The organism is Oceanobacter sp. 4_MG-2023, from assembly GCF_030689165.1.
Lineage (GTDB): Bacteria > Pseudomonadota > Gammaproteobacteria > Pseudomonadales > Oceanobacteraceae > Oceanobacter.
The window spans coordinates 84081-99288 of record NZ_JAUYVV010000011.1 but is presented as its reverse complement, the minus strand read 5'-3'; the positions used below and the strand labels follow the sequence as shown (position 1 = coordinate 99288).

The window sequence follows — 15208 nt, the reverse complement described above, 5'->3', positions numbered from 1 at the left end:
AGCCCATCATCATGACGGAATCGGCCAAGGGACACGGACGGAGCCGGTCCCTACGGTCAAACCTAACGTCCAGATTGTGGGGGCGCCCTCCGTGGCTGTCCTGGGGTCGCTACAATCCCTCGGCCTCCAGGGGCCCTCTCTACGGTCCTTACGGGAGTTCAAGCAGGTTTTTGATCTCGCGCCAGTCAACGTATTTGAAGTTCTGGTTTTGCTCAGGCATCAGGTTGCGGCCATCCTGTACCACCAGCATTCCTTGTGGGTATTGTGCTCCCAAAAAGGCGGAGCTAACGGCAAGGCCGTCGGTTTCAGAAGCGCCATCAATGCCTTTGTCTGGGTTAAGGCCAACCCGGAAGCGGCCGATATAGGCATACGGCGGGTTGGCGCTGAACAGTACATAGCTGTCGTTGCCCTGGCTGGATACCAGCAGATAGTTGTCGCTGGCAGTCTGGTAAATATCCATGCCTTCAATATCGGCATGGAGCAGGTCGCTGATGCCAGCCACCTGGTGCATCTCGGTACTGGCATCCGGTTCGGCAGACAAGGTCCAGACGGCCTGGTTTTCTTCTCCAACAAACAGGCGCTGGGCCCGGTCATCGGCGGCGCAGCCTTCTGGCTGGCTGGCGACGGCAAATTCCCGCACCAACTGGCTTTGCCAGCCGCTATCGCTGTCCAGAATACGGTACTGCTGATAACGGCCATCCTGGTCGTTGATAAATACAAATACCTGCTGTTGCTGATTGCGGTACATGCACAGGCCATACACTTCATCCAGAGTGGTGACGACTTCTCCGGCGCTGTGGACGACACCGGTTTGCGGTTCAATACGGAACAGGGCGATGGCGTGGCGATCTCGCTGGCTGGCGGCGGCAATATCCATTGGCTGGTTGCGGTACTGGAAACCCTGGCGCAGGTCGACGTTATTGACCCGGTCGACCAGCAGTTCTTGCAGTTCGTTGCCATCGAGGTCGTATACGTACAGGCCCCGTTTTTTATTGGTGCCGAGTACCCGGCTGGCATCTGGCTGGTTGGGATTGACCCAGATGGCTGGGTCGTCGGCGGCATCTCCGGCGGTCAGGACGGGCTGGGTTTCGCCATTGGCCGGTACGGTGGCAATCATGTTGTCGTGGCGGGTGGCGGCGATTGACGGCAGGGTCAGGCTGATCAGGGCGTCGCTGTGCTTGTCCAGAGCGCCGGCCTGGGTGGCGTTGGGGACGCTCAGCAAGGTGTCGATGGCAAGCTGTTCCTGCAGCAGGGTGCTGCCGAGGTATTGACCGTTATCCAGCTGGTACTGATGCAGACGGTAACTTTCGGCTTCGGCCAGCCAGAGGCTGCCCTGGCTCAGTGTCAGGGCACCGGATTCACCGCGAATATGGCCAAACGGTGAGGTCAGGTCAATCATCTCGCGGATAGGGTCACTTTCGGCCCGGGCGTTCATACGCCAGAGGCCGACACTTTCTTCGCTGATATAAAGCGTATCGCGCTGGTCATCGGTGACACAGTATTGGGCACCGGGAGCCGTGGCGAACTGGCGCAGCAACGTCATGTTTAGTGATGTGTTGCGGTCGTCAGACGCTGGGTTCAGCAGCTGTTGCCGGGCGCTGGCATCTTCCCCCAGCAGGAATACTTGCAGGTCGGTTGGGTGAGCGCTGTCCGGGGCATACAGGCACAGGCCTTCCAGTGGTTGTTGAATCGGAGTGCTGACGGCGTCTTGCTGCAGCGTCCAGCGGTGATCGGTGTCGGTCAGTGTCAGCAGGTGTAACTGGTTTTGCTGGTCGAGGCTGATGATCTGGATCTGTGCCTGGCCGTTGTTGCTGCTTTCGCGGGCATCGAGTAATTCACCGGCCCAGTCAGCCTGCCATTCGGTGTTGCCGGTCTGGATGTTGATCAGTTGTGCCGGGCTGCTTGGACCGATACTGAACTGGTGCTGTCCCGGTAATATCAGCAGATGTTCGCCACTGAGAGGAGATTGGGCAACCGCAAGCTGGGATGTCGCGCTGGCCGCGGTTGGAGTTTCCGGTTGGCTGTCGAGACTGGAGCAGGCCGACAGGGCCGTCAGGGTCAGGGCAGCGGTGGCTTTTGATAACAAGTGGATCGGTTTGGAGGGTGCGTTCATAACAATTCTCTGTCGCGTGGATCATGCCCCGCTGGTGGCCAGTACGGGAGTCAGAGGCAATAACCCCGGTCAAACAGCACCGGGGTTATTGCTGGCACAGACGGTGCCAGCCCGTGATATCAGAAGCTGGTGTAGCTCAAACCCAGGCTGTAGGTTGGGCCGTAGTCTTCGTATTGGGCGTTGTAGCGCTCGCTGCCCTGATAGGCATAGTAAGGCTCGTCGGTCAGGTTGGCCGCTTTGAAGCGTACCTTGATTTGCTCGGATACCTTGTAGGAGGCGTTGAAGTCCACCTGAGTCTGGGCTGACTGTTTGATGTCTTCGCTGCTGTCTTCCAGGTTGCCGACTTCATCCAGGTAGTCGGACTTGTAGTTGGCGGCCAGGCGCAAGCTGATGGTGTCGTTTTCGTAACCGACCATCAGGTTACCTGTGGTATCCGACTGTTGTGGCAGGCTGATGGTGCGGCTCAGGTGCTCGTCGCCGTCGTCAGATTCAATGGTGGCTTTGGAGTCCACAAAGGTGACGTTGGCAGATAACAGCAAGCCGTTGAACGGTGCAGGCAGGGTGGCGAATTTTTGCGAATAAGCCAGTTCCAGCCCTTTGACTGTGGCAGTGCGGCCATTTTCAAAGGTAGTGGTTGTGGTGTCGTCTTCTCCCGCCAGACTGTTGTAATAGTCGTTGTCGGAGATCTCGGTTTCGTAGGAGAAGTTATCGATGCTTTTATAGAACGCAAATGCAGAAATAACGCCGGCGTTCCCCATAAAGTGCTCGATGCCCAGATCCAGGTTGCTGGATTCCAGCGGTTTCAGGTCCGGGTTACCTGCTTCCAGCTCGTCGCCATCAATGGCAACGTTCGGGCGGATCATTTCAAAGGTTGGACGCACAACCGAGTTGGTCCAGGCAGCGCGCACCTGGGTATCCGGGGCGATGTCGAGTTTGGCCAGCAAGGATGGCAGTGTGTGAGAGTAGTCGTTGCTGAAATGTGTACGGCTGACGTTGGCTTCGTTGTCGTCGCCATTCACTTCGTAACCCTTGCTCTTCTGTTTGGTTTGCTCATGGCGCAAGCCACCAATCAGTTGCAGCTGGTCCATATCAATACGGCCCATTACATAGGCGGCGTTGACGTCTTCTTCGATGGTGTAGTCTTCGATCAGTGAATCAACAAAGCCTTCTGCCACGGCGTCTGCTTCGGTGTCGGCATCGGCGGCCAGTGTGTTCATCAGTGAGCGTAGCTGGCTGCTGCTCAGGGATGGGCCAAAGTTACCAAGGCTGTAATCGGTACTGCCAGAGGTGTAATCCGACAGGCTAATGTCATCCGCTGAGTACTTGCGAATATCGACATCCATGTGTTTTTTACGGTTTTTCAGTTTGCCACCAAACTTCACCATGGCAGGGTAGTCTGCAACGATCAGGTCACGGGTGATGTCGATTTTGGCGACGTTCAGATCATCTGAGGAGTAGCTGCGCACCCGTTCGATTTCGTCGAGTTCAAAGTTGCTGGTGTCGTACAGCTCGCTGCCAAACAGGATGGGTTGGCGGCTGCCGTTAAAGCCGATGTTGTCGACTTCCGCAGTAAACACCGCGCTGTCCATGGAGTCTGGCTCGTCTTCCTTGGCGCTGGACGTACCGAGGTCATATTCGACCGTCCAGTCGTTGATAAAGTGTTCACCACCAAAGGTGACGGACTTGATGGTTTGGGTTTCCTTACGATCTTTCAGTTCGCGGGAGACTTCTCCCAGACCGCTGTCACCGGAGGCGCGTGAGGTGCCGTCGCGTTCTTCTTCGCCATCTTCGATGACCAGTTCCTGGAATTCGGCAATCAGTGCCTGACGCTGTTCATCATCGGTGAATTTGGAATACAGGGTGCGCAAGTGGAAGGCGTTGTTGATGTCGTGTTCGTAATCCAGGTTCAGCGCCGCACCAATCCGTTCACGGTTGATGGTGTAGTCGCGCATTTCCATTTCTTCCAGCTCACCGTCGTCCCAGGCACCACCGGTTTCGGTGTTTTCCGAGCCGAAGTCACGGCTTTCGTAGCTGGCCGCGGCGGCGATGCCCAGGCGGCGATCACCGTCCATGGCAATGGTGGTACCGCCACCGAGCGAGAGTTTGGGGTTGGTGTTTTCGGTCAGTTCGTCGTAGCTGTATTCGAGATCGGCATTGTAGAACGGCCCTTCACGATCCAGCGCCGAGATGCTTTCAATCTCAATCGCACCGCCGATGGAGTTGGCATCCATGTCGGGAGTCAGTGACTTGGTCACAACCAGTGAGCTGATCAGGTTGGAAGGAATCACATCCAGAGCCACGGAACGGGTACCGGCTTCGGGGGCCGGGATCTGGGTACCATTAACCGACACTGAGTTGTAGTCGGAGCCCATACCACGGACGCGGACAAAACGGCCTTCGCCCTGGTCGCGTTCAATCGACAGGCCGGGAATCCGTTGCAGGGCTTCGGCGGCGTTGGCATCGGGCAGCTCACCAATGGCGTCGGCATTCACTGCGCTGATAATACGATCGGAGTAACGTTGGCGATCGAGGGCGCGCTGCATTTGGGCTGATTGGCCGTATACCAGCACTTCATCGATCATGTCGTCGCCATCGTTGACCACCACATCGGTGCTGGTCACGGTGTTTTCAGTCACGGTAATCTTGCGCGAATCCAGCGTCTGGTCACCCAGGGTGATGGTCAGGGTGTATTCCCCGGCGGGTACCTGCGGCAAGCGGAAGCGCCCGGACTGGCCGGACAGGGTTTGGCGCTTGGCTTCTTCCAGCCGAACCACCGCACCTTTGTAAATGGTTTGCGAAGCGGCATCGATAATGCGGCCTTCGACGATACCATCGGCGTGGGCGAGAGTGGCGGATGCCAGGGCAAGGCTGGCTACCAGCGGTTTGATTAACAATTTCACGTCTGCTCTCCGTTAGAATAATGGCTCCCGCGTGGCCAGTCTTGGTAATGCTGTGCTTGAAGCGGGAGTGGGTCTCTCTTGTCAGGACGTCGCGACGGTAGGAATGAGCTGTGACACTTTCGTTACGGAGAGCAGGGCGACGCCTTGCCAGCGTGGCAATTCTTCCGCCAGCGGTCGGGTTGGATATGTAAATGATCCAAATTAACCCATGCATCAAGACGGCATGACGTTGTGGCTGGCAAGTCTGTCGAGCGCCATCCCCTGTCAGTGATGGGCTTGTATCGTGCCAGCGCAATGGGGCGCTGCTGTCATAAAAAATTCATCAAATTTACGGCAACTTTTACTGAGCCTTTATGACCCCTGAGGTCCTGCGTGCGGGTGAACATGCTTTAATGCCGACCTCTTAACGACCCGGCTGGCAGTGGCTGGAAGACCGGGTCGGTCAATCCAAATAATGAGACAGGTGGTTGGGGATGTTCTCGACTCTGGGAATACACCAGCGCAAATTGTTGCTGGTGTTTGGCCTCGCGCTGGCGGGGCTGGTGGGCAGCCTGATGATGGGGGACGCCAAGCCGTGGGCCGAGATCGACTGGCTGGATGTCCTCGGTGAAGGTGGTGCGGCACTGGCACTGGCGGTCTGGATGCTGCTGATTCTGGGCAGTCGTCCGGCAGGGCGGGTAACCGACCTGCTGACGTTGGGGATGGGGTTTATGTTTCTGGCGATGTGGCAGGACAACCTCGACGAATTTATTCACTTGCCCGCCGAGCAATTCTGGGATCAATGGCTCGAGTCCGGTGCCATGCCCGTCGGAATCGTATTGTTAACCTACGGACTGGTGCACTGGCATCAGGAGCAGCTCTCGATCAACCAGCAGCTGCGCAAGCGCGAGCAGCGTTTTCGGGAGCATCGGTTTATCGACAAGCTGACCCAGCTGGGGCGGGTGGATTACCTCAAAGCCCAGCTGCAAGCGGTGATGGCCCAGTTGCCAACCCGCAACATGGTGCTGTTGATGGTGGATGTGGATAATTTTGCCGATGTCAATCGCCGCTACGGCCATCAGGAAGGGGACACCCTGCTGTACGAGCTGTCGGAATTGATGCTGCTGAACTTGCGCCAGGACGATCTGATTTGCCGCTATGCCGCCGACCGTTTTGCCGTGGTGCTGCCAGATACTGGCCTTGCACAGGGCCGGACCTTGGCCATCGAGCTGACCCAGGCGGTGCAGCACTTCGCCTACAAACACAAAACCCGTGGCGACACGCTCTATCAGACCATCAGCATTGGCCTGGCAGACTGGAAGGGGGAAACGACCGAAGCCCTGGTTCAGCGTGCAAATCAGGCGTTGTTTCTGGCCAAGTCGAGTGGCGGATTGGGAGAGGTGGCCTGATGTGACAACCCCTTCCTGGTATGAGTGCGATGAGCGTATTTTTGCCGCCCATTATCAGCCCGCCTTGCTGATCGATTTATTACGCTCTGGTGGTCTGTGCAGCCATAAGATATTGCGCGGCACCGGGCTGTTTTATGACGATATTCTGCAAGGGCAAGTGATGATGTCGGCGACCCAGGCGGGCTTGCTGGTGAGTAATGCCAGCAAGCTGGGCAAAGATCCGGGATTATCGTTTCGTTGGGGTGCTTCCTGCTGGCCCGGGCACTACGACAGCGCCAGCAGTTTGCTGGGTAATGCCGGTTCCTTGCGTGAGGCGCTGAGCGCTCTGGTGCATTACCGGCGCATCTTGTCGCCCTGGGCAACACCGTTTGTGGTAACGGATGAACGTTATTGTTATGTGCACTGGCTGACGCTGGGGCATATGGGCGAGCGCCGGTTCCTGATTGAAGCGGCGATGTCGGCATTGACATCGTTCAGCCGCTGGATGAGTGGCGAACGTCTGCCATGGCGTTATGGCTTTAGCGACTCACGGCCGGATTACGAAGAACAGTACCAGGTCAACTTCGGCAGCCAGCTCTGGTTTGATCTGGGCGTCGATGTCATGGTGATTGAACGGCACTGGCTCGACCGGCCGTGGCCTCGTGGGTCGGCAACGGCGTATCAGGTCGCTCAGCGTCAATGTGAGTCAGGACTCGCAAACCTGCCTGCATCCTCACTGCCAGAACAGGTGTACCGGTTGTTGCTCGAGCGGGTACAGGAACCACTTACCTTGCCCGATATGGCCGGACGGCTGGCCATGAGCCCGGCGACCCTGAAACGCAAACTGGGTAAACATGGCTGCCATTTCCAGCAATTGCAGGATCAGGCACGGCTGCATATGAGCCTTTATCTGTTGCATGTGTGTGGCTGGAACAATGAGCAGGTTGCTGCTCACCTGAACTTTAACGACAGCACCAACTTCCGCCGTGCTTTCAAGCGTTGGGTGGGGATTACTCCCAGCGACAGCCGTTCCCGTTTTTCGTTGTTTGATATTCACCCTGACACGGTTTTGCCCGAATTGGTGGGGCTGTAATACGGCATTCGATCTCCAGCGGGTCGGGCCTGACTGGGCGAGTGCTGCCAATAGAGAAGCGGATCAACGAGGGTTCACTGACGTGTGGATAGCTGTTGCCGGTTTTGCGGTTGTCTCTGTTCCGGTCGCCGCAAGCCTTGTACCCCAATGCCGCTCTTTGGCAATCAATCACGCTTCATTTCCCGCAGAATTCCCCTACAATGCCCGCTGAATGCCGATACAACACCGTATTGGCGGGCATTGGCCCGATTGATCTGAGAGAGAAACAAATGGAACGCATCGAACGCGATTTTTTTGCCCGTGAAAAAGACGATCAGGATGCTTTCCTGAGCCAGACCTGGTGCAATGAGTGTATGGCCGCCGACCTCGGTATGGTTGAGCCGCAAGAATATGAAATAGATGGCGTGATCGTGGTCGAAGGCAAGTGTGCCAAGTGTGGTGCGGCGATTATGACGGAAATTGCTGACGACGATACCGATGGCGTATGGGATGATGATTCGTCTGACGACTGAGACTTGGGATCGATAAACCGGTAACGCATACCGGTTTTGATGACGAATAAGATAACCCTGACTGATACTATCGGGGTTATCTCTTCTATATGCTTCACAGCAGTCCTCTCTTTAAGAGCCTTTATCTCTAATAGTCTCTATATCTAATGGCCTTTGTTTTTAATAGGTAGCGGCTATATAAATCCTGTTTATTCTGCCTTGTATCTCGGGTATGAAAACTGGCACGATACAATCAGTTGAATGGATAGAAACAGGAATAAACAGCAGGTGTAACAAATCCGCGCAAGGCCGACAGTGAAGGAAAAATCAGATGCTGGAACAGGGTTTTTCCATCCGTTCGTTATATAAACTCTTATGAATAACGTGCAATACAGGAAAAGTATATGTCTTATATCGATGGATTTGTCGCTGCCGTTCCGACGGAGAATAAAGAAAAATACATAGCGCATGCTGAATTTTCAGCGGTGATATTCAAGGATCACGGTGCCTTATCGATCAGGGAAGCGTGGGGTGATGAGCTGCCTGATGGCGAAGTGACTTCGTTCCCGATGGCTGTGAAGTGCAAGGAAAACGAAACGGTCGTTTTTTCTACGGTTGTGTGGCCATCGAAGGAAGTCAGGGATGCAGGATGGGCAGCCATTATGGCAGACCCCAGAATGAATCCAGAAAATAACCCGATGCCCTTTGATGGCAAACGTTTAATCCATGGTGGATTTGACGTGCTTATTGAGGGTTGATCTCCTGCTGGTCATTGACTGGCGTGTGAAAATATTCGCCAGGGTTAATGTTCCGGTTTCTAACGGGCTGCCTTTGCGATAAACAATGGATAGCTGCACATGCTTGGGGCCATGGGTGACCGGCGTCATGGTGAGGGATTTTTCATACCGGCTGCCAGCTACCATGTTTTTGCCAATAATGGTGTAACCCAGGCCTGCGGAAATACAGCCCAGCACGCCATCGGCACTGCTCATGATCATCAGTTCATCACTGCCTCGCCCTGTCAGTTGCTGCCATAGCAGGGCATGGTTTCTGTAGCCACAGCCTTCGTCTCGGACCATGAGTACCGGATCATGATCACTCTCTTTGGGTGTTACCTTGACCAATTCTTCTTTCACGATCGGAATCACTACCAGCTTGTCATGCTGGGGGGCATTGCCGATGGCGGCGCAGTCTACCTTGTTGTTCAAGACGGCCTGTACAAGCCGGTCGCTGGTGTCTGTAAAAATCTTTGCCTGAATATTGGAGTGATCTTGTTTGAGTTGCTTGAGTGCCAGCGGCATATGAACCGCCGGAAAGGTTTCTGGCATACCGATTCTTAGTTCATAACTGCCTTGGTCACGCAAAATAGCGGACTTGGCCTGGTACTCCAGCTGCAAGATCTCATCGGCATACTGGCAGAGCTGTTGTCCGCTTGGTGTCAGCTGCAGTTTTCTGCCTGCCAAGGTGAATAGCCTGGTATCCAGCTCGTTTTCCAATTTTTTAATACGGTTGGTGATGTTCGATTGCACGGTATGGAGTTTATCTGCTGCGCCTTTAATGCCGCCTTCATCCACCACCGTTTTAAAGGTCTTGAGTGCCAGGATTTCCATACAGTTCTCTAATATTGAAGTATCTATTCTGAATAATTCAATTTTTAAGATTATCAGCTCGAAGTAGCCTTTGTTAACAATTTCTAATAACAAGGTGGCTGGTATGCTGATGGAGCTGACTCGAGTACGTGTCTATTTGGCCGGGATCTGCAGCTTGATTGTGACGGTTGGTGTGGCGCGTTTTTCCTACAGCCTGCTTTTGCCCATCATGCAGGATGGCGCAGGTCTTACAGAGTTGGCTGGCGGCTGGCTGGCGACCACTAATTTTATGGGGTACATGGCTGGTGTGCTGCTTGCTTCCAGGTTGCATAACCTCAACGACAAATACAATTTGCACCGGGCTTACCTGGTATCAAGCGTTGTCACTTCCGCAGCGATGGTGATGACAACCGATATGATGGTTTGGGCAGTCTTGCGGTTTATCGCCGGGGTTTGCGCTTCCGGAGGCCTTATTATTGCCTCTGGTTTGATTTTAAAGTGGCTGGTTAAAAATCAGTATCGTGCTGAGTTAGGCATTCATTTTGCCGGGGTTGGTATCAGTATTATTGCCACCTCTGTGTTGGTTGAAGTGATGCTGAATCTGTCGGCTAACTGGCAACAACAGTGGTTGGCTCTGGCCGTAATGGCTGCGCTGGTTGCTGTGCCTGCCTGGTTGTGGATTCCTCATCCTTTTGTGGGTGGAACAGAGGTCACACCACCCAAAGATAATCCGCCAGGCCGGATGGTTACTACCCTGATGATGCTTGCCTATTTTTGTGCCGGTTATGGTTATGCGGTCAGTTCAACTTTTATTGTGGATATTGTCGAGAGAACGCAAGGACTGGAGGGGCAGGGAACCCATACGTTTTTACTGATTGGATTGGCTGCCATGCCAGCAACGCTGCTCTGGGACAGAGTCGCGAGAAAAATTGGTTACCTGTATGCCTTGTTGGCGGCTTATCTGCTGCAAGTGGTTGGCATTATTCTCCCTGCCATTAACGATACCTTGCCGGTGGTCTTGTTCAGTGCGTTGCTGTTTGGCGGGACATTTATTGCCTGTGTCAGTCTGGTGCTGACAATGGCAGGCAAGTTTTTCCCCAGTAATCCTGCCCGATTTATGGGGGTGATGACACTGGCCTATGGGGCAGCTCAAATTATCGCCCCTGTGTTTACTGGTTATCTTGCCGAGGCATTGGGAAGTTATAACCCCGGATTATACTTGTCGGCAGGCGTCATGATTATAGGTGTTGTGTTTTTGTTTGGGTTAGTGCGTCTGGACAGGCGTTCTGAGGGTAAAAAGGTCTATGCACGTCCGTATCAGGGGTTGTAACACCGTATTGATCTTCAATATTTCTGCTTACGCATCAAACGCATCAAGGTTTAAAAAGCCCGGTTGCGTTTGAGTGAAGCAGTGTCAAGCGGGCTGAGTACTCGCTGGATCGGGCTGGCGGGCACGGCGGCCCGCACTTCTGTAGGACGGTTTCTTCTGACAGGCCAGCTCTTTACAAGCCTGCTTCGACCCGCTTCTGCCAGCGGGTAAACAGAATGGCACTGATAAAAATCGCCAAACAGGCAAATACCATCAGCCAGCCCCAGGTACCGCTGCCGGGGGTGAACAGAAACAGAATGGACACCACAAAATATAACAGAATCATATAGGCCAGCCAGGCGGCTGATTTGTGTGAGCGAGCGATCAGGCCGGGTATAAACAGCATCAGTGGCAATGATTTGAACACTGCAATACCGAACCCGGTTAACCACATGGAGAGGCCTGGCTCAGCCGCCGCGGGCGGATTGCTGAGAGTCGAAACCAGTAATACCAGCAACAGAGCAATATAACTGCCAATCAGGCAGCGATAGGCCAGCCTGGCTTTGGCCACAAAAGGACTGGCTGTGTCGGCTAATGCATTCATATCAGGCTCCTGTGCCATGGCTGTTGAGCAGGGCGGTTGCCAGCGTTGCTATCCGTTTGCCCTGGGCCAGACAAAGGGCTTTTTCCTGGGGACTGATGGCTTGCTCGTTATTGGCTCCGGCCCAGTGGCTCATGCCATAAGGTGTACCACCGGAACGGGTGTCACTGAGCTCAGCATGACGGTAGGGAATACCGGCGAACACCATGCCATGGTGTAACAGCGGCAATGCCATGGTCAGCAGGGTGCTTTCCTGGCCACCGTGTAATGAAGATGTTGAGGTAAACACACCGGCGGGTTTATCGGCCAGGGCGCCACTCAGCCACAGGCCGCTGGTGCTGTCGAGGAAGTACTTCAGTGGCGCGGCCATATTGCCAAACCGGGTCGGACTGCCCATGACCAGGCCAGCACAATGGCGCAGGTCTTCCTGGCTGCAATATACGGCACCGCTGTCGGGTATGGCAGGCAGTGAGCTTTCGGTATCCGGCGATACGGAAGGTACCGTGCGAATACGGGCACTCATGCCGCCTTGTTCTACACCGCGTGCAATCAGACGTGCCAGCTCGGCAGTTTTGCCATGGCGGCTGTAGTACAGCACCAGTACATAAGGGGCAGCGGCCATCAGAGAATCTCCAGCACCTGTTCCGGTGGGCGGCCAATACGCGCCTGGGAGCCGTTGATCACAATCGGGCGTTCAATCAGTTTGGGGGTCTGGGTCATGGCGGTGATCAGAGTGTCTTCATCGGCGCTGGCCAGATTCTGTTCCTTGTATTCGACTTCCTTGGTGCGCATCAATTCTCGTGCACTGGTGAAGCCGAGTAATTGCAACAGTTGGCGAATATCATCCGCTGATGGTGCATGCTGCAAATACTCAACAATAATCGGGCTTATGCCTTTGTCTTGCAGCAGTTTCAGGGTCTCCCGCGACTTGGAACAACGGGGATTGTGGTAAATCTGTATATCACTCATGCTGTGTACACTCTTAAATAGTCAACCAATTGGTAGTGATTGTAACAAGGAAGCTTTAGATGCTCACCGCTTTCCGCCGTGGTCGCCGGGTACTGCGACTGATCTGGCAAACCCTTAAACGGTTCGAGTCGATGGAGCGTCGGCGTGATGCCGCTGCCCTGACCTATACCACGCTGTTTGCGCTGGTGCCGGTGATTACTGTGACCTACGCCATCCTCAGCGCGATTCCTTCACTGCAGGCGTTGGGTACGCAAGCACACACTAACCTGCTGGCCTATGTTATGCCCGAAGGTAGCGACCTGGTGTCGGATTATCTGGTGCGTTTTAGTGAGCAAGCCAGAGAGTTGACCTGGATCGGGGTGGTGTTTCTGTTTTTTACCGCCTTGATGCTGATGCAAACCATTGAGCAGCAGTTTAATAAAATCTGGCAGGTCGATGTGTCGCGCTCGACCTTACAGCGCTTTTTTCGTTACTGGACAGTCTTAAGCCTCGGGCCATTGCTGTTTGGTGCCGCTCAGGCAGTCAGTTCCTTGCTGGCCTCGCTCAGTGTGTTGCCAGAGGGCGTAACAGAGGTGACGGCGTCGGTGCCTTCGTTTGCCCGGCTGGTGCCCTGGTCGATGACGGTGGCGGCGATTACCTTTGTGTATATGATGGTGCCCAACTGCAAGGTACCTCCCAGAGATGCGGTGATTGCTGCCCTGGTGGTGGCGACGGTGTTTGAAACCGGCAAGTTCCTGTTTGCCAAAATCGTTGGCATGTTCCCGTCTTATCAACTGATTTATGGGGCGTTTGCAGCGGTGCCGCTGTTTCTTCTGTGGACGTATCTCAGTTGGATGTTGCTGCTGTTTGGGGCGGAGCTGACGTATGCGCTCAGTCATCCGGAGTCGCTTTCATCGCAAGACCCATTACGGCAACGGCTGGCGCTGGCGGCGACCCTGTATCAGGGACAACAAGGGGGAAAAGGCATGACTGAAAACGAATTGCGCCGCCGTTTGCGCAGGATTCCGGCCGCGGAATTGTCGGCGCTGCTGAAGCGTTTTCAGTTGGCGGGCTGGGTAACCCAGAGTCAGGATGACAGCTGGATCTGGCTGCCTGATATGCGCCAGCTGACGCTTGAGCATTTTTTTGCCGATCTGTCTCTGGATCAGTTGCACGCGGCAGAGCAGGCGGTAAGGGACGACTCCCAGCCTGGTGATGCGCCATTGCATGACTGGCTGGCGCACTGGCAACAGGATGTGGCCAGTAGCCTCTCGGTATCGCTGGATCAGTTGCTGGATAACGACGGGGGTTTTCGGTTGTAGTTACGTGTAGCTACCGGGTCGTTATAACCATCAGGCGGCTGTTGCTGCGTGTCTGCAGTAGCAGCCGTTACTGTTTTTGTTGTACGTTTCTTCATAACTTTTATGAGTGTCATACGATTGCATCCATCGTGTGGCAGGGGTTGGATGCGCGTTATGCTATTTGTCAGATATTTGTAAGTAATCGTTGTTTATTATTAAGTTGGCCGGTTTTGTTTCTGGGGGAGTGTTTTAATCTCCTTAATGTATTCCGTATTGATACGGTGAATATAAAACCTTTAGTGTCAACTATTGAATGTAAAAGCACTCATACAAAAGCTGACATTTTATGATAAAAGGCTTGAGTGGTTATGCGATCTATTATGTTAGGAAGTGCGTTAATGTGCTTATATTCAATAAGTGGATGTGGCGGCTCCGACAGTGTCTCAACCACCGATTCCGACACCACGTCAGATACAGAAACAAGCACTGAGACCAACACGGACAGCAGTGGTTATTTTGACGCTTCGCTGTTTGATACATCGGCATTGTCGCAAACGCAAGTGAGCTGCACGCTGGAGAACAATAGCACCACAACCTGTTACCAGCTGACCTTTGCTGCCAACACCGTGGGTGATACCGAAGACAGCGGCACGATTGGACCTTATTGCCCGCCTTCCATCAATACCTCTCGGGATGAAGCCGGTGTTGGTATCTATGATGGCACCACCACCCCTGGGTTTCAGTCTTTGGTGGATGCTGCTGTGGCGATGGACGCCGACGGCTACGATATTGTTGATGAAGACGGCAATATCCGCTTTAGTGATCTGACCCAGGGCAGTGAGGAAGCGGGTTTCAGTTATTGCCTGTCGGCCAATTTTGATTCTTCCCTGGAAGTGACATTCTTGATTCCGGTGACACCAGAGCTCAGAAGTGAGCCTTATTATTTTGGCACCATCGACAGTATTGGCATGGGGGTTAACGGCATACCGCTGACCGCCAATCCACCCAGCGTTACCGTTGCTGAAGCCGGAGTGGGCGGCACTGGAAGTGGCAATATCCCGGCTCTGGATTTATGTGGTGGTCACCCTGATCCTTCCGGTTATTATCATTGGCATTTTATCCCGCAATCCATTAATACCGTATATGCGGCGGATGATTATAACTACACCGAGTTATATGATATCAGCTGCAATAATATTTATATTGATTATGACAACCCGTCGGCATTTGCCGGCCTCGCCAAAGATGGTTTTCCTCTTTATGGCGCATTGGATTCCGTCGATGGTCTGGATACCGAGCCTGCCACCGTGGCCGAGCTGGATGAGTGTAACGGACATAGCCATGCAACCAATGAATACCCTGACGGAGTTTACCATTATCACGCGCTACAGGATCAGGCACCTAATAATCCTCCTTGCCTGATGGGCAGTTTTGTTGATCGCAGTGTGAGCGTGCAGTAGGACGTGCACTGGGGAGTAAAGGTGCGCAGGATGGAA

At 54.1% G+C, this 15208-nt stretch carries 13 protein-coding genes; 7 read left to right on the top strand and 6 right to left on the bottom strand.

The genetic code is table 11. From position 1 onward, the window contains the following. Positions 1-148: 148 nt before the first annotated feature. Together Q8W24_RS10000 and Q8W24_RS09995 are read right to left on the bottom strand one after the other, a co-directional pair. Entirely contained in the window at positions 149-2113 is a 1965-nt protein-coding gene (locus Q8W24_RS10000) for a phytase (protein ID WP_305475201.1), read from the bottom strand. Positions 2114-2232: 119 nt separating this feature from the next. Next, complete coding sequence (locus tag Q8W24_RS09995; protein WP_305475199.1) at positions 2233-5013, bottom strand: TonB-dependent receptor; 2781 nt, start codon at positions 5011-5013, stop codon at positions 2233-2235. Between the two features lie 473 nt (positions 5014-5486). Here Q8W24_RS09995 and Q8W24_RS09990 point away from each other — a divergent pair, with 473 nt between their 5' ends. From Q8W24_RS09990 to Q8W24_RS09975, 4 genes are all read left to right on the top strand, one after another. Then, positions 5487-6401, top strand: coding sequence for a GGDEF domain-containing protein (locus Q8W24_RS09990; protein ID WP_305475197.1), 915 nt, complete (start codon positions 5487-5489; stop codon positions 6399-6401). A 1-nt stretch (position 6402) separates the two neighbouring features. Beyond that, a complete protein-coding gene (locus Q8W24_RS09985) occupies positions 6403-7473 on the top strand; it encodes an AraC family transcriptional regulator (protein ID WP_303434102.1) in 1071 nt (356 codons plus the stop codon). 269 nt (positions 7474-7742) lie between these two features. Then, positions 7743-7985 (top strand): hypothetical protein, encoded by a 243-nt coding sequence (locus tag Q8W24_RS09980; RefSeq protein WP_303434101.1) that lies wholly within the window; start codon positions 7743-7745, stop codon positions 7983-7985. 383 nt (positions 7986-8368) lie between these two features. Continuing rightward, positions 8369-8722: a DUF1428 domain-containing protein gene (locus Q8W24_RS09975; RefSeq protein ID WP_303434100.1), complete on the top strand. Its 354-nt coding sequence runs from the start codon at positions 8369-8371 to the stop codon at positions 8720-8722. On the opposite strand, the gene Q8W24_RS09970 is transcribed toward Q8W24_RS09975, so the two are convergent. Then, complete coding sequence (locus tag Q8W24_RS09970; protein ID WP_305475196.1) at positions 8684-9574, bottom strand: LysR family transcriptional regulator; 891 nt, start codon at positions 9572-9574, stop codon at positions 8684-8686. The genes Q8W24_RS09975 and Q8W24_RS09970 overlap by 39 nt on opposite strands. A gap of 103 nt (positions 9575-9677) precedes the next feature. Here Q8W24_RS09970 and Q8W24_RS09965 point away from each other — a divergent pair, with 103 nt between their 5' ends. Beyond that, positions 9678-10883 carry a YbfB/YjiJ family MFS transporter gene (locus tag Q8W24_RS09965; RefSeq protein WP_303434098.1) on the top strand — a complete coding sequence of 402 codons (1206 nt, stop codon included), beginning with the start codon at positions 9678-9680 and terminating at the stop codon, positions 10881-10883. A 172-nt stretch (positions 10884-11055) separates the two neighbouring features. On the opposite strand, the gene Q8W24_RS09960 is transcribed toward Q8W24_RS09965, so the two are convergent. Genes Q8W24_RS09960 through arsC form a run of 3 tightly spaced genes read right to left on the bottom strand, consistent with a single transcriptional unit; the run spans position 11056 to position 12432 of the window. Beyond that, complete coding sequence (locus Q8W24_RS09960; protein WP_303434097.1) at positions 11056-11466, bottom strand: DUF2069 domain-containing protein; 411 nt, start codon at positions 11464-11466, stop codon at positions 11056-11058. A gap of 1 nt (position 11467) precedes the next feature. Then, complete coding sequence (wrbA, locus tag Q8W24_RS09955) at positions 11468-12085, bottom strand: NAD(P)H:quinone oxidoreductase (RefSeq protein ID WP_305475194.1); 618 nt, start codon at positions 12083-12085, stop codon at positions 11468-11470. Continuing rightward, positions 12085-12432, bottom strand: coding sequence for an arsenate reductase (glutaredoxin) (arsC, locus tag Q8W24_RS09950; RefSeq protein WP_305415525.1), 348 nt, complete (start codon positions 12430-12432; stop codon positions 12085-12087). The genes wrbA and arsC overlap by 1 nt, the downstream gene beginning before the upstream one ends. 59 nt (positions 12433-12491) lie before the next feature. Between arsC and Q8W24_RS09945 the strand changes: the two genes are divergently transcribed. Both Q8W24_RS09945 and Q8W24_RS09940 read left to right on the top strand, forming a co-directional pair. Beyond that, positions 12492-13733: a YihY family inner membrane protein gene (locus Q8W24_RS09945; protein WP_305415524.1), complete on the top strand. Its 1242-nt coding sequence runs from the start codon at positions 12492-12494 to the stop codon at positions 13731-13733. 377 nt (positions 13734-14110) lie between these two features. Then, positions 14111-15172, top strand: a complete 1062-nt coding sequence (locus tag Q8W24_RS09940; RefSeq protein ID WP_303434093.1) for a YHYH protein — start codon at positions 14111-14113, stop codon at positions 15170-15172. Positions 15173-15208: the final 36 nt, after the last annotated feature.

Bases quoted from the DNA above. Each gene is read 5' to 3' on its own strand.
- Q8W24_RS10000 (WP_305475201.1), bottom strand. From the start codon at position 2,113: ATGAACGCACCCTCCAAACCGATCCACTTGTTATCAAAAGCCACCGCT.
- Q8W24_RS09990 (WP_305475197.1), top strand. From the start codon at position 5,487: ATGTTCTCGACTCTGGGAATACACCAGCGCAAATTGTTGCTGGTGTTT.
- Q8W24_RS09980 (WP_303434101.1), top strand. From the start codon at position 7,743: ATGGAACGCATCGAACGCGATTTTTTTGCCCGTGAAAAAGACGATCAG.
- Q8W24_RS09975 (WP_303434100.1), top strand. From the start codon at position 8,369: ATGTCTTATATCGATGGATTTGTCGCTGCCGTTCCGACGGAGAATAAA.
- Q8W24_RS09970 (WP_305475196.1), bottom strand. From the start codon at position 9,574: ATGGAAATCCTGGCACTCAAGACCTTTAAAACGGTGGTGGATGAAGGC.
- Q8W24_RS09965 (WP_303434098.1), top strand. From the start codon at position 9,678: ATGCTGATGGAGCTGACTCGAGTACGTGTCTATTTGGCCGGGATCTGC.
- Q8W24_RS09960 (WP_303434097.1), bottom strand. From the start codon at position 11,466: ATGAATGCATTAGCCGACACAGCCAGTCCTTTTGTGGCCAAAGCCAGG.
- wrbA (WP_305475194.1), bottom strand. From the start codon at position 12,085: ATGGCCGCTGCCCCTTATGTACTGGTGCTGTACTACAGCCGCCATGGC.
- arsC (WP_305415525.1), bottom strand. From the start codon at position 12,432: ATGAGTGATATACAGATTTACCACAATCCCCGTTGTTCCAAGTCGCGG.
- Q8W24_RS09945 (WP_305415524.1), top strand. From the start codon at position 12,492: ATGCTCACCGCTTTCCGCCGTGGTCGCCGGGTACTGCGACTGATCTGG.
- Q8W24_RS09940 (WP_303434093.1), top strand. From the start codon at position 14,111: ATGTGCTTATATTCAATAAGTGGATGTGGCGGCTCCGACAGTGTCTCA.